This window comes from Rheinheimera maricola, assembly GCF_016918075.2.
GTDB lineage: Bacteria > Pseudomonadota > Gammaproteobacteria > Enterobacterales > Alteromonadaceae > Alishewanella > Alishewanella maricola_A.
This window is the reverse complement of the sequence record NZ_JAERPS020000001.1, coordinates 631,346-645,003: the sequence shown is the minus strand read 5'-3', so window position 1 is coordinate 645,003 and position 13,658 is coordinate 631,346. Positions and strand designations below refer to the sequence as shown.

At 51.1% G+C, this 13,658-nt stretch carries 16 protein-coding genes; 9 read left to right on the top strand and 7 right to left on the bottom strand.

Translation table 11 applies throughout. The features are described from left to right. The first annotated feature begins 13 nt into the window (after nt 1–13). The 3 genes from I4W93_RS02945 to I4W93_RS02935 are packed head-to-tail and all read left to right on the top strand — an operon-like array spanning nt 14 to nt 1,237. Nucleotides 14–571 (top strand): YqgE/AlgH family protein, encoded by a 558-nt coding sequence (locus I4W93_RS02945; RefSeq protein WP_205309922.1) that lies wholly within the window; start codon nt 14–16, stop codon nt 569–571. Continuing rightward, nucleotides 571–987, top strand: coding sequence for a Holliday junction resolvase RuvX (ruvX, locus tag I4W93_RS02940; RefSeq protein ID WP_205309923.1), 417 nt, complete (start codon nt 571–573; stop codon nt 985–987). Before I4W93_RS02945 ends, ruvX begins: the two co-directional genes overlap by 1 nt. Continuing rightward, nucleotides 971–1,237, top strand: a complete 267-nt coding sequence (locus I4W93_RS02935; RefSeq protein WP_205309924.1) for a DUF1653 domain-containing protein — start codon at nt 971–973, stop codon at nt 1,235–1,237. Before ruvX ends, I4W93_RS02935 begins: the two co-directional genes overlap by 17 nt. Here I4W93_RS02935 and I4W93_RS02930 read toward each other — a convergent pair. The 4 genes from I4W93_RS02930 to I4W93_RS02915 all read right to left on the bottom strand — a co-directional run bounded on the left by I4W93_RS02930 (nt 1,215) and on the right by I4W93_RS02915 (nt 4,364). Beyond that, nucleotides 1,215–1,769: a hypothetical protein gene (locus tag I4W93_RS02930; protein WP_205309925.1), complete on the bottom strand. Its 555-nt coding sequence runs from the start codon at nt 1,767–1,769 to the stop codon at nt 1,215–1,217. The two genes, I4W93_RS02935 and I4W93_RS02930, sit on opposite strands and share 23 nt — an antisense overlap. Before the next feature lie 5 nt (nt 1,770–1,774). Further along, entirely contained in the window at nt 1,775–2,479 is a 705-nt protein-coding gene (locus tag I4W93_RS02925) for a hypothetical protein (RefSeq protein ID WP_205309926.1), read from the bottom strand. A gap of 63 nt (nt 2,480–2,542) precedes the next feature. Next, entirely contained in the window at nt 2,543–3,151 is a 609-nt protein-coding gene (locus I4W93_RS02920) for a DUF2589 domain-containing protein (protein WP_205309927.1), read from the bottom strand. Nucleotides 3,152–3,479: 328 nt separating this feature from the next. Then, nucleotides 3,480–4,364: a tRNA/rRNA methyltransferase gene (locus I4W93_RS02915; RefSeq protein ID WP_205309928.1), complete on the bottom strand. Its 885-nt coding sequence runs from the start codon at nt 4,362–4,364 to the stop codon at nt 3,480–3,482. Nucleotides 4,365–4,585: 221 nt separating this feature from the next. On the opposite strand from I4W93_RS02915, the gene I4W93_RS02910 reads away from it, so the two are divergent. The 6 genes from I4W93_RS02910 to I4W93_RS02885 all read left to right on the top strand — a co-directional run bounded on the left by I4W93_RS02910 (nt 4,586) and on the right by I4W93_RS02885 (nt 8,897). Next, nucleotides 4,586–4,903 (top strand): peptidoglycan-binding domain-containing protein, encoded by a 318-nt coding sequence (locus I4W93_RS02910; protein ID WP_205309929.1) that lies wholly within the window; start codon nt 4,586–4,588, stop codon nt 4,901–4,903. A 40-nt stretch (nt 4,904–4,943) separates the two neighbouring features. Continuing rightward, nucleotides 4,944–5,435, top strand: coding sequence for a hypothetical protein (locus I4W93_RS02905; protein ID WP_205309930.1), 492 nt, complete (start codon nt 4,944–4,946; stop codon nt 5,433–5,435). After that, a complete protein-coding gene (locus tag I4W93_RS02900) occupies nt 5,414–6,088 on the top strand; it encodes a hypothetical protein (RefSeq protein WP_205309931.1) in 675 nt (224 codons plus the stop codon). Before I4W93_RS02905 ends, I4W93_RS02900 begins: the two co-directional genes overlap by 22 nt. Beyond that, on the top strand, nt 6,085–7,188 hold the full coding sequence (locus tag I4W93_RS02895) for a tetratricopeptide repeat protein (RefSeq protein ID WP_205309932.1): 1,104 nt from the start codon (nt 6,085–6,087) through the stop codon (nt 7,186–7,188). Before I4W93_RS02900 ends, I4W93_RS02895 begins: the two co-directional genes overlap by 4 nt. A gap of 95 nt (nt 7,189–7,283) precedes the next feature. Continuing rightward, on the top strand, nt 7,284–8,120 hold the full coding sequence (locus I4W93_RS02890; RefSeq protein WP_205309933.1) for a 23S rRNA (adenine(2030)-N(6))-methyltransferase RlmJ: 837 nt from the start codon (nt 7,284–7,286) through the stop codon (nt 8,118–8,120). A gap of 3 nt (nt 8,121–8,123) precedes the next feature. Then, nucleotides 8,124–8,897: a S1/P1 nuclease gene (locus tag I4W93_RS02885; protein ID WP_205309934.1), complete on the top strand. Its 774-nt coding sequence runs from the start codon at nt 8,124–8,126 to the stop codon at nt 8,895–8,897. Here I4W93_RS02885 and I4W93_RS02880 read toward each other — a convergent pair. Genes I4W93_RS02880 through I4W93_RS02870 form a run of 3 tightly spaced genes read right to left on the bottom strand, consistent with a single transcriptional unit; the run spans nt 8,879 to nt 13,652 of the window. Further along, nucleotides 8,879–10,000, bottom strand: coding sequence for a dienelactone hydrolase family protein (locus I4W93_RS02880; protein ID WP_205309935.1), 1,122 nt, complete (start codon nt 9,998–10,000; stop codon nt 8,879–8,881). The genes I4W93_RS02885 and I4W93_RS02880 overlap by 19 nt on opposite strands. Then, entirely contained in the window at nt 10,000–10,545 is a 546-nt protein-coding gene (locus I4W93_RS02875; RefSeq protein ID WP_205309936.1) for an isochorismatase family protein, read from the bottom strand. The genes I4W93_RS02880 and I4W93_RS02875 overlap by 1 nt, the downstream gene beginning before the upstream one ends. Before the next feature lie 11 nt (nt 10,546–10,556). Then, a complete protein-coding gene (locus tag I4W93_RS02870; RefSeq protein WP_205309937.1) occupies nt 10,557–13,652 on the bottom strand; it encodes an error-prone DNA polymerase in 3,096 nt (1,031 codons plus the stop codon). Nucleotides 13,653–13,658: the final 6 nt, after the last annotated feature.

Sequence of the window (13,658 nt, the reverse complement as noted above, 5' to 3'; positions counted from 1 at the left end):
TATCGAGGTCACTATGCAGAATTTTCAGAATCATTTTTTAATTGCTATGCCGTCGTTAGATGATCCGCTGTTTAAACGCAGTGTTGCCTATATTTGTGAGCACAATGATGAAGGCGCCATGGGTATTGTTATTAACCACCCGTTAGAAGTAAAAGTAGCCGATTTGCTGCAACAGCTGCAAATTGAATTTGATGCCACAAGCACAGCGGCTACTGCGCACGTTTGTGCCGGCGGCCCGGTGCAGCATGACAGAGGTTTTGTATTGCACACCGCCAAAGAAGGCTACAGCAGCAGTATGCGGCTAAACGACGAGCTGATGGTTACCACCTCAAAAGATATTTTGTTTGATTTAACCACCGACAACGCACCAGAAAAATTTATTCTGGCGCTGGGCTATGCTGGCTGGACAGCCGGACAGTTGGAGCAGGAAATTGCCGATAACGCCTGGTTAATTATTCCGGCCGACAGCGGTATTATTTTTGATTTAACTCATGCCGAAAAATGGCAAAGTGCCACCGCAAAAATTGGCATTAAGCCGTGGCAGCTAACCAATGAGGCCGGTCACGCTTAATGAGTCGCACCATTTTAACCTTTGATTACGGTACCAAAAGCATCGGCGTGGCGGTAGGTCAGGAACTTACCGGCACCGCCTCACTGCTTAGCGCGCTAAAAGCACAAGACGGTACGCCTGATTGGAGCCAACTGGAAAAACTGATTAACGAGTGGAAACCGCAACTATTACTGGTAGGCCTGCCATTGAATATGGACGGCACCGAGCAGCCGTTTACCGTGCGTACACGTAAATTTGCCAACCGCTTGCACGGCCGTTTTGGCTTGCCGGTAGAATTACATGACGAACGCCTAACAACCACAGAAGCACGCAGCATGCTGTTTGCCGAAGGTGGCTATCGCAATCTGGCAAAAGACAAAGTAGACAGTTTATCGGCAAAAATTATCTTTGAGAGTTGGTATGAACAACGCACTTAAGCCCCCTATTCAACCTGGCTACTATCAGCACTATAAAGGGGCGTATTATCAGGTAATTGACTGCGCACGCCATAGCGAAACCGAGCAATGGTTGGTAATTTACCGCGCGCTGTACGGCGATTTTGGCCTTTGGGCCAGGCCGCTGCACATGTTTTCTGAAAACGTCGACATTGCCGGTGAATTGCTACCACGCTTTTTGTTTATCAGCCAAAGCAAACCCGATGCGGTTACGGAAAATCAGCTGGATTAACCTCTTGCGCCAACAGCAGGATAATGTCCTGTTGCGATAACCAGCTTCGCAGCTGCACCGCACCGGCCTTTAACTGCTCATGCTGGCCAATCAGTTGCCACAATTGCTGCACAAAGCTGTCAAAACCCGCCGCCGCATCGTAATGCAGCGCCCCGCTCTGGCTGATCACACTGAGCAAATGCCGGATCAACTCAGCGCTCTGTTGCAGCTTTTGCTGATATGGCGTCAAAGTTTGCTGCAGGCATTGCTGTAATGGGTACAATATCTCAACCGCTTCGCGTAATTGCTGTTTACGTAATTGGCCGCGATGCTCGTCACGGTGCACCGGTGCGGTAAGCTTGCTACGCAACCCAGCCAACTCGGCACTGGCCACTAAGCCATAACTACTTAGTAGTTGTTCAGCTGCTGCAATCCAACTTTGCAATGCCGTTAGTGCCTGCGGTTGCTTGCGTTCAAACCCGGTTACTAATGCCGGAAACTGCAGCAGCAAGTCAGTTAACGCGTTAACTAAATGTACAGTCGATTTTTGCATGGCAGTTATTCCGGCAACAAACGGCGGCTAATTTCACCGTTGCTGCTTTCCATCTGCTGCCACTCCATGCCGTCTTCCGAGATTTTCAGTTTGATATAAATAATGTTCTCTGGCTTTTCTTCGCGCAGCTTATGCGACTCGGCAATTACATTTAAATTTTCAATCACTTTGCGCTGGCTCAGTACCTTAATTTCCTGTGTCGCAGCCGCTACTACTCTGGACGTTATTTGTTCTATATTAAGCTTCGGCAGGCTTTCACGGCTAACCAGCTGATATTCTTCTGCCAGTTGTACTAATTGACGGGCAGCCAGTTGGCTATATTCTGCAACCGGTGCCATATCTTGTTTAATGCGTAGCGACTGCTCCAAACTATGAGTTTGCTCGGTTAATGCAGCACGTAACGCCTTAGAGGCTTTCGCCGGCAAGCTGGTACGGCCCAGGCTGTTAGTCAGCTCTTTGTAGATTAAACTGTTAAATTTAGTGTTATCAATCGGTTGATACTGGGTTTCCGTTTTTTCTGTCAGTACATCCAGTGCCACCGGAATAGTAAGTTCCACATCACCTACGCGCATATGCGGCACAGCAAAATGTTTAAGTAAGTCATGTTTGGCGTACTCTTCAGCCACTTTTACCGTTTGAATATCCGCCATAACTCTGGCGTTGGTAATGCTGCTAATAATACTGCCCAGGTATTCGTTTAAATTCGGCATGCTGATATCCCTGTTAAAAAGGCCGGCAGCAGCGCCACCGGCCAAAACCTGTGCTAACGCCAATCAGGCACTGACAATACTGTCTTCCAGCATAGTCAAAATGCGGTCTAGCCCGGCCGGAATTTCGTCATTCAGTGCCGTTACCTTAACGCCGAGGTTATAGGTTTTCTCTACACTTACCCCGCGTGTCGACGAGCGCTTGTACGACGCCGACGCTTTAAAGTTTACAATCTTGTAATTGATGCCCAGCTCAGCACTGGCAGCAAATTCACTCGACACATTGGAGGTTTCGGTAGAGGTAAGCTTGGCATTGAAGTCAATGGTCATTTCTTCAATACGCAAAGCCGGTATGGTTAGCATGGTTAAAAACGGCACCTTTATCGCAACGTCGGTTGAAATAAAATTGCTGGTAACATCGGTACCTGGTGGCAAACCTTCATCGGTCAATTGCTGCGCCGTTTTGCCAACATGCGGGTTAGGTGTTGACTTGGTAAATTCAAAGTCGACATAGCGTAAGGCTTTGCCGCCGCCGCTATCTTCAAACCCAACTGCCTGAATAAAACTCACCTGCGACATAGATGCCGCATGTTGTGCCTGCACAGCGGCCTGCAACGGTCCGCCGATATAAACGCTAAAATCTAAACTGTTGAGTTCCTGTACCAAATTTGGCATAAGTCTCTCCCTGCTCACTGTACCTACTCTGTTCAGGCTTTTCGGTTGCCGCCGACTACTCACTCGCCGGCTGTTAACCACAGCTACTTCAGACGGTACATCAGCACCAGCCCGGCAGTCTATCAAGACTAGCCGTAAGGACAGGAATAACCAGCTACAAAATAGGGAATTACATTACATTTAATTGATAATTAAATGACAATAAGTAGCCATATTAAACCGGCATGAGCAGTGGGGGGTTAATTGCAGTGATGCAACACGGCAAGCAGCTAGACGTAAGCTGCTGCCAGGCACAGCAACTAAAACAGCAGTATAGTGCCGTCTAGCTTTACAATTGCTGGCGGTACCATTCACCTAAGATCAGGCTGGCAGCGACGCTGACATTGAGCGACTCTACCTTGCCGGAACCCGGTATTTGCAGCGCAATATCAGCGCTTTTCGCCACGTTTTGCGACACACCAAACATCTCTTCGCCAAACACCACCACCACTTTGGCAGGCAATGCTGTGTTGTATAACGAGCTGCCGCCATGGCTGGAGGTGGTTATAAGTGTATAACCAGCTTCTTTACACAGCTGCAATGCCAGCGGCAGGTTGTCGCAACTTAAGCCATCAACAAACTCACCACCGCCCTCAGCAGTACGCAGAGCAGCGCCCGATTGCAACAATTCAGGCTGTTTCATAATAATGCCACCAACACCAAAGTGCGCACAGCTGCGGGTAATAGCGCCCAAATTATGCGGGTTGCCAACGCCATCTAAGGCTAACAGACAGTCGCGTTTGCGGCCTTTTTGCTGCAGATATTGCGCCAGTGCCTGTGCCGGTTTGCGTTTAACCAGCAACACCACGCCACCATGATGGCCGCTACCGGCGACTTTTTCCAACTCGGCATCATCGACAATGTGATAGGCCTTTTTTACTGCGGCTAAGTACTTCATCACATCAGCAAATTTCGGTGCCAGCTGCTGCGACACATACAAACGGATCACACTGTCTGGTCGCTGCGCAAACAACACCCTGCACGCGTTGTCACCATAGACCTTGCCTTCATTATCCTGCACAGATTTTGGCATTTTACTCGCCTGCGGTTTTGCCCCTGCAGAGCGATGGGCTTTGTTCGCTGCAGGCCTTGCGTTTTTTGCACCAGCCTCTTTGGTCCAGGGTTTATGCAGTGGGTTGGCTGTTTTTGTGCTTTTGCTTTTGTGTTGTGACATAAAAATCCTGCTGGCACCGCTGCGCCGTAAACATTCAATACTGCTAGCGATTTTACCAGCTCAACGCCAACATTACTTATGCTTTTTCCACCATGGTGCAGCGCGATTGGAACTATTGAAATTGCGAACTATACTGAGCTGGCAATGGCGTGTGCAGTTTACAGATTTCACCATTTAAGACCCTGTGCCCAATTTCTGCTCAACACCATGGAGTCAGCACCATGCCCGCTATTCATTCACACTCCAAACGTAGCTTGCTAAAAAGCTTTATCGCATTATGTCTGACGTCAACCACTGTCAGCATAACAGTTGCCGGAGAATTACAACATCGCCCGGCCGACAACAACCAATGGCCAGAAAATTTGGTCCGCGCGGTACAAGAAAAGCTTAGTAGCCTGGGGTTTGACACCGGTAAGGCAGACGGCATTATTGGCCCGCGAACCCGGCAAGCGATAAACGCATATCAGCAGCAAAACGCTATGAAGGTAGACGGACAGATCAGTGCAACCTTACTTGAGGCCTTAGGTTTTGAGCAATGATAAGACAGTCTGCCGGGTATGCGCACATCCGCTATCGGTTATGGCAAAAAAATGTACCACTTGCAACGAATACCAAAATCCGGCTTATCGCTGGCTGTCAGGAAATGTACTCAGTGGCCTGATTGCCTTGATCCCCATTTGCACGCTGGCATTTACTTTTGTCTACGACAGACTTGAACCACAAGCATCCGATTTGCAATTTACGTTAACTCGTTGCGACGCCAAACAAATAGCCGTGTTTGCCAGTAATTTGGGCAACCGGGCCGCGATTCTGACACATGCAGAGTTTAGCAGTAACGGCTCTCCGTACCAGCCATTACATATCCGGCTGGATATCGAAAAAAAGCTTATTGACGGCAGTGACACACGAGCCATAGAGCTCAGAACTATCGACACCATAAGCCCCGGCGGTTTGGTACCGTTTGCCCAGCGTCAGACGGCAAACTGCAGTATAACAATACGCTTGCACAGTGTTTCTTTTGCGCAAAAAACATCGTTCCGGGAGCTGACATGCGCCTGTCCGTCGCTGTAGCTAATCTGCTGTTATTTTTTACTGCTGTGGCATTTGCGCAGCAACGCTCTGATTTACATCTGTTTCAGTATGGTTTAACCAGTACAGATCAACGCGCCGCACTATTTGAGGACTTTCGTTATGTATTGGAAGAAAAAATGCCGCGTTTGTCAGATGAACTATCACTTAGCGAGGCATTACCGGTGCTAAAAGCCATCAGAGTCGTGCCGGTAAAGGATGAGCACGATAAATTACGCCGCCCCTCTGAACTGATTGGTAATTTACAGTTGCGCCAACGATACTGGGATGATGTGGGCGCGCTGGCGTTACTAACCGGCGTCGTTGATATGCAGGGCGCCGTACCCAGCATCCACACAACCTTGTATTGGGGCAAGTTAAAGCCGCCTCTGGCACAGGAAATGATCGACATCGAACTGCCGTTAACCGGCAATTACTTCGACACTACCTTTGACAGCCATTCAGTTGCAATTTTGTATGCTATTGCCAACCAGCCCGATGTGCAGTGCAATCAGTTTACGGCCATTGTTGCACTGCTGAGTGAAGCGTTGAAACGAGCAAAAGCCATTGCGGTACAGCAAGCTGCGCTGGGAGGTGAACTGGAACAAAAAATACAGCAAAGCATCCTGGCCCTAAAATCCGAGTGTCACAGATGAAGCTACTACTCAGCATTCTCTGCTTCGTTTGCAGCCTGATACCGGTGTGGGCGCAGCCTAATCCGGATCAGATAACGGTGTTTTTCCCGGCTTTTGGCGGCGAAAATACCCTAGGCCGTAATGTCAGCACCATACTGTCATTACAGCTGGCGCAAACAACCCGTAAAGCGCCATGGCCGGATAATCCAGACAAACTAGACTTTGGCCGCGGAATGATTAAATGGAGTGCAGACAGCCTAAACCTGACACAGCAGCCCACAGCAATTCGCCTGGCGCAGCAGACCAAACTGCTTGCTCAAATGGTTGTACTGGGTAACACACAACGATTTGGCAGCAATGTGGTGGTGGAAGTAGAAGTACTGCTGCCGCATTACCAGGCAGCTTACCCGGGCTGCACCAATCAGAGCAGCCTGCCGTGTGATTACCGCAAGCAAAACTTTGAACTTTGGCCGTTACAATGCCAACAACAAACACTCTATACGCCGCTGCCACGGCGGCGTTACCATATGGCCGGCATTGTATTGGAAGACGAGGTAGTAAAAAAATTCCGCGAAGTAAAAGGGCTGCCGATAACCGCAGCATTAAATAACCCGCAAATTATTGGCTACACCGGAGAAGATTTACAATTCCTCGAGTTTAACCGGCAGTTAACTCATGCACCTACCAAATTACGCAGCCAGGGCGTTGAAGGCTACGTATCACTGCCAAAAATATCACAGCAAAACTCTGAGTTCGCCGACATGACCGGTGGTCTGTTACAACTGTTTCGTGGTGACTGGCAGGCCGCCGACAGCAGCTTTAGCCGGGTGCTTGCCAACCCTGTTACTCGCATACCGCTGCAGATAGATGCATACCTGCTGCGTGGCATGGCGCAGTTTCGCCAGGGCGGTAATGGCTTGGCCGATATTGAAAAAGCGGCCTCGCTGGCACCTTTCGACGCAGGTGCGGCACGTTATCAGTTAGTGGCAATGCTGGCTGCAGCGCGCCCTAAGGCACAAATAAACCAGACAATGCAGCAAAAGCGTTTTCTATTTGATACTGATGACGCCTGGCTACAGGCGTTTGACCGCCTTATGCTATGTAGTAACGCCGCCCGCTAGGCTGCGCTGCTAAAATCAGATAGCAACAATACTTGTATTTTTCTGCTCGCGCAGTATGCTGACGGCCTTTAAATTTGCCGCTACAGGCCTTGTTTATGCTTAGTTATCGCCACAGTTATCATGCCGGTAATCATGCCGATGTGGTTAAACACCTGGTTCAGGTGGCCATTCTGGATTACCTGCTGCAAAAAGATAAGCCGTTTTGCTACCACGACAGCCATGCTGGTGCGGGGCTTTATAGCGTATTAGCTGAGCAGGCACAAAAAACCGGCGAGTATCAAACCGGTATTGGCAAATTGTGGCAATATCAAGCGGCTAGCCCGGCTTTGGTGCGTTATATCGAGCTGATTAAACAACTCAATACCAATGATGAATTGGCGTTTTACCCTGGCTCACCGAAAATTGCTGCCATGATGCTGCGTAACAGCGACAGTATTCAAGCGACCGAGCTTCACCCAACAGACCACCCTATTTTGGCCAGCCAGTTTGTCCGGCGTCGTCATAGCCGTATTGAGCATATGGATGCCTGGGCAGGCTTTAAAGCCATGCTGCCGCCGCTACATAAACGCGGCCTGGTATTAATTGATCCACCGTATGAGCTTAAAACCGAATATCAGGATGTGGTTACCGGTTTGCAAAGCGCTTATCAGCGCTTTCCGCAAGCGACTTATGCAATCTGGTATCCGGTTATCGAGCGCGCAGCGGTAGAAGCATTTATCAGCGCTATTGTCGCCACAGGCATTAAAGATCAACTGCGCATTGAATACTGCCCAATACCAGATAGCAGCGGCTTTGGCATGACCGGCAGCGGTATGTTAGTCATTAACCCGCCTTATACCCTTGCAAATGATATGCGTGTTGCATTGAGTGAACTGGCGCCGCTGTTAAGTGCACAAGGAGAGTTTCAGGTGCACCAGCTGGTGCCGGAGTAAGCTATGCGTATTATTATCGCCGCAGTCTTATTGTTGTTAAGCCAGCCCGTGTTTGCCTTTGGCAAAACCGGCCATCAACTGGTGTGTGATTTAGCCTATCAACTGGTAAATAGCGATACCAAAATAAAACTTGATACGCTGCTAAAACCGGCGCCTCACACTAAGTTTGGCAATGCGTGTTCCTGGCCGGATGAAGTACGCTCGCAAGAGGCGTTTAAATGGAGCGCACCACATCATTATGTCAATATGGCGCGCGGCGAAACAGCTGTCAGCATGCAACACTGCCCGGCTCAAGGCTGTATTTTGTCTGCCATTAGCGATATGCAGCACCGGCTGATAGATAACCCGGCAGATTGGCAGGCATTGTTGTTTTTAGCTCATCATATTGCTGATTTACACCAACCACTGCATGTCAGTTTTGCTGATGATCTGGGCGGCAACCGCACCGCGGTGTATTTTTTCGGCCAGCCAAATAATCTGCACGGGGTGTGGGATTTTGGGCTACTAAAACAGCTGGGCTATGAAACTGAACCATCAAAATTCAGCGGTTTGCTGGCGCAGATCAGCCCAGAACGTCGGCTAACATGGCAACAAGGTGATGTACTAAGCTGGGCCAACGAATCTGCAGCCATCACGGTTGAAATTTATCAGCACTATAAACCCGGCATGTTACTCGATGAGGCTTATGTTAAGCGGTATCAAACCGTGTTAGAGCAACGCGTACAGCAGGCTGCGGTAAGGCTGGCCATGCTGCTCGATCAGTTAGTTGCCAACTGAGCCGCTAACCAGTTAAACACCTGCTGTTGCTGCTCGGCGTTAAACTCATGGCCGTAGTTCGGATACAATGTCGTTGTTAGCTTGCCCGGCGCGCCATGCGCCTGCCACACTGTTGCCAGTTGCGCATAGGCATAGTCGACCCCGCCCTTGGGCATTAACTTGTCTTTGCCGCCGTTAATAAACAGCATCGCTTTGGGGGCTGCCAGCGCCGCCATATCAGGGATATCCAGTTTTGCCGCTAAGCCCGGATGCAGCATATAAAACGCCGACTGACCTTTGAGGATATTATTGCCGGGCGTAATTAAATGTCGGTAGCTGTTTAACCAGGCTATCGCCACCCCGGCTTTGATATCATCAGTCAGCGCCGCTAATTGCCAGGCACGAAAAGCCCCCATCGAAAAACCCAGTACGGCCAGCCGGCTGCTGTCGGCCTGTGGCAGCTGCTTTAAATACTGTACCAGCCGTAAATCTTCATAAGCGGCCATACCGGCCAGTGAACGGCCCAGCATAAACATATTGCCGGCCAGCGCCTGCTGGGCGTTAAATTCTATCGGCCCGCGATCGCTCCAACCAAAGGTGTCCGCCGCCAACACCAGATAGCCCTGTTTGGCCAGTGCATCGCCGACAAAGTTTCCGCTAAAGTATTTAGCGGCCCACTGCTGCGCCGAGGGCAAGCGCTCGTCAGTTGCAAACGGCTGTATCCATTTTTCTTTGCCAATGTCAAAGCGGGCGCCGTGATCGTGTAGCAGTAACACCGCCGGCGCAGGCTTGGCAGTATCAGGTTGCAACAGCATCAACTGCACCCGGCTTTGTTTGGTTAGCTGCACCGACCAGAGCTGGGCGCTGTAGCCGTCGCGTTGTTCGGTTTCAAGCAATTTTGCAGCAAAATCAACCGGCTCATCCGGCCACAGCAAGGCTGCACGCAGTGCCGCCCGGCCCTGTTGGCGCCAATGCTGAATATCAACGAATTTTTCTTTATTCCAGCCCAGCGGATAGGATGCTTGTGGTAGCAGTTGCTGATAAAAATCCGGCAGCTGCTGCTCAATCAGCTTATCGGCCTGCAGCGGCAGCGCAAAAAGTAACAGTAGCCAGCAGCAACGCATTAACGGATCCAGCCCTTGCTGATCTGACGGAAGGTATCAGTGCCGCAACATTCTAACCATTCAAACGCCAGCATTTCTTTACTGATAACTTGTGCACCGGCTTGCTGCATGCGGTTTAAGGCCAGTTGTTTATTTTGCTCCGTGCGCGAGCCCACGGCTTCTACTACCACAAACACCTGATAGCCCAGCGCCAATAAATCCATTACCGACTGCAGCACACAAACATGGGCTTCGGTACCCAGCACCACTATTTGTTTACGTTCAGTACAGGCCAGGCTGCTGGCAATATGCGGCTCTTTAAGTGCACTAAAATGCATTTTTTGCAGTACCTGCGTTTCGGGTATCAACTCTGCCAGCGCCGGTAAGGTCGCACCTATACCTTGCGGGTATTGCTCGGTGGCCCACACCGGTACGTCCAGTTGCAACGCGACCTGCAGCACCCAGGCTGCAGCCTGCTCGACTTCTTTGCTGGCAAAAATAGCCGGTGCCAGCTTTTGCTGCATATCAATCAGTAATACCAGGCTTTGTGAGGCTTGCAATAACATAGCAGTTCCCGTTAATGAAAATCGCGTGACGACAGCCTAAGTTCAGCCAAAAGTGTTGATAAGTCAACCAGCTTGCCGGCGATAATATGGGTAACCTCGCCCTCGCGCTGTAAAATACCGTCTACCTGCAAAATAGTGGCGGTTAAAAAGCTTTTTTGCTGTGCCTGCGCCGTGGCCAGCCACACCAGCACATTGGCGGTGCCGGTTTCATCTTCCAGCGACATAAAGGTTACGCCGGCAGCGGTGCCAGGCCTTTGGCGCAACGTTACCAGGCCGCTAACCCGCACCGGGCTGTTATGCCGCACGCGGTGTAACTCCTCCACCGCCACACTGCGTGGTAATTTGCCGGCCTGGCGCAGCAGTGCCAACGGATGGGTTGACAACGTAAGGCCGGTAGCCGCGTAGTCTTCCAGCATTTCTTCTACTTTACCCGGAGGCGGCAAATAAGCCGGCGCCGTTTGTGCCAGCTGTAGCGCCGGTTCAGACGGTTCCTGCCCGGCTGCAAACAGCGGCAGGCTGTGCTGCGTATCCAGCAATTGCCAACGGCTGTTGTAGCGATCGCCACTAATGCTACTTAGAGCATTGGCACTGGCCAGCGCCTGTAAGTCGCTGCGGCTAAGCCCGGTTTGGCGCAATTGTTGTACATCACGATAGCCACCAAGCGGGCGCAGTTTTAACAGTAACTCTGCACCGGCACGACTTAAACCTTTAATCTGCCGTAAGCCCAGCCTTATGGCCTTGCCCTGCTGTTGCAGGCTGTGATCCCACTGCGATTGATTAACACAGAGCGGCAACACGCTAACACCATGGCGCCGCGCGTCCTGCAGCAACTGCGCCGGGCTATAAAACCCCATCGGATAACTGTTAAGCAAGGCAGTACAAAAGGCGGCCGGATAATAATGCTTCAACCAGGCAGAGACATAGGCCAACACCGCAAAACTGGCCGAATGCGACTCAGGAAAGCCATATTCTCCAAAGCCGCAAATTTGCTGATAAATACGCTCAGCAAATTCCAGCGTATAACCGCGGCTTTGCATGCCATCAATTAGTTTATGCTTAAATTGCTGCAGCTCACCGGTTTTCTTCCAGCTGGCCATAGCCCGGCGCAGCTGATCGGCCTCGCCACCACTAAAGCCGGCAGCCACCATCGCCAGCGCGATCACCTGCTCCTGAAATATCGGTACGCCCAAGGTGCGCTGCAACACTGTTTTCACCGCCTCAGACGGATAGTCTACCGCTTCTTTGCCATCACGCCGTTTTAAATACGGGTGCACCATATCGCCCTGAATTGGCCCGGGCCGCACTATGGCAATTTGTACCACCAAGTCGTAATAACAGGCCGGTTTAAGCCGGGGCAGCATGCTCATTTGCGCCCGCGATTCAATCTGAAACACCCCGACGGTGTCGGCTTTTTGTATCATCTGATACACCGCCGCCGCATCACCCAGCGCACTGATACCGGCGATGCTAAGCTCCTGCTGTTCGTGTTGCTTTAGCAGCGTAAAACACTTGCGAATGGCAGTTAACATACCAAGCGCCAACACATCCACTTTTAGCAATTCCAGCGTTTCCAGGTCGTCTTTATCCCATTGGATCACGGTTCTGTCGACCATGGCGGCGTTCTCTACCGGCACCAGTTCATACAAGGGCCCTTGTGAGATAACAAAGCCGCCGACATGCTGCGATAAATGCCGCGGGGCGCCGCGCAGTTGCTCCACCAGCGTAATAAGCTGCTGCGTGATTTGGCTATTACTGTTAAGCCCCAGCGCGCCAAGTTGTTGCTGCCAGCTTAATGCCGGGTCGCGCCGTTGAATGTTTTTCACTAAAAAATCCAGCTGGCTGATGGGCAGCCCCAGCGCTTTACCAACATCACGCAGCGCACTTTTAAAGCGATAGCTAATGACCGTAGCGGCCAGCGCTGCGCGTTCACGGCCGTATTTTTGATACAGATACTGGATCACTTCTTCGCGCCGCTCGTGCTCAAAGTCGACATCGATATCCGGCGGCTCTTTGCGCTCACGCGATAAAAACCGCTCAAACAGCACCTGTATTTTCTCTGGGTCTACCGCGGTTATTTCCAGGCAATAACACACTACCGAATTGGCCGCCGAGCCGCGGCCCTGATACAAAATGCCGCGCGCTTTGGCAAATTGCACTACATCATAAATGGTGAGAAAAAAGTATTCGTAGTTAAGCTCGGTGATAAGCGCCATTTCTTTGTCGATAATGGCCTGCACCCGCGCTGGCAAACCAGCCGGAAAGCGTAATGCACTGCCTGCTACTACCAGCCGTGCTAAATAACCGGCAGCAGTTTCGCCCTCTGGCACCAGCTCGCTGGGGTACTGGTATTTCAGCTCCTGCAGCGAAAATGTGCAGCGCGCGGCAATAATATCGCTTTGCTCTAGTAACTCAGCACTGAACAGTTTCTCCAGCTTCGCCAGCGGGCGCAGTGCGCGCTCGGCATTACTCAGCAGCTGGCGGCCCAGCTCCACCAAGGGTTTACCGGCTTTAATGGCCGTTATGCAGTGCTGCAGCGCCAACCGCCCGGGAATATGTATTAGCACAGCACCACAGGCTACAGCCTTTAACTGATACTGCTGTTGCAGTTGCTGGCTATAATGGTTAAAAGCGGCTTCATTATGGCTAAGCTCGCGGCGCATGGCCAGCCACAGCCGCTCGCCGTGATATTTTTGCAGCCAGTTGGCCCAGTGTGTATCAGTGTCGCTATCGCCGCTGGGTAGCCACAGCAGCAGGCAGTGCTGCAGTGACATAAGATCCCATTCGGTTAAGCAATATTCGCCCTTAGTGCTGCGCCGCCTGGCATTAGTAATAATGCGGCACAGCTCGGCGTAAGCCGCTTTGTCCGTGCACAGCAGTACCAGCTCAAGCTTATCCAGCTTAAAATAGCTGCCGACAATCAGTTTAATATTAAGCGCTTGCTCGTTAATTTGCCGGTAAGCCCGCACTATACCGGCTACCGAACATTCATCGGTCAGTGCCAGCGCACTGTAGCCCAGCACTGCCGCTTGTTGCACCAGCTCCTGCGGGCTGGAGGCGCCGTGCAAAAAACTAAAGTGGCTTTGACAAAACAGTTCAGCGTAACGCATAGGCAG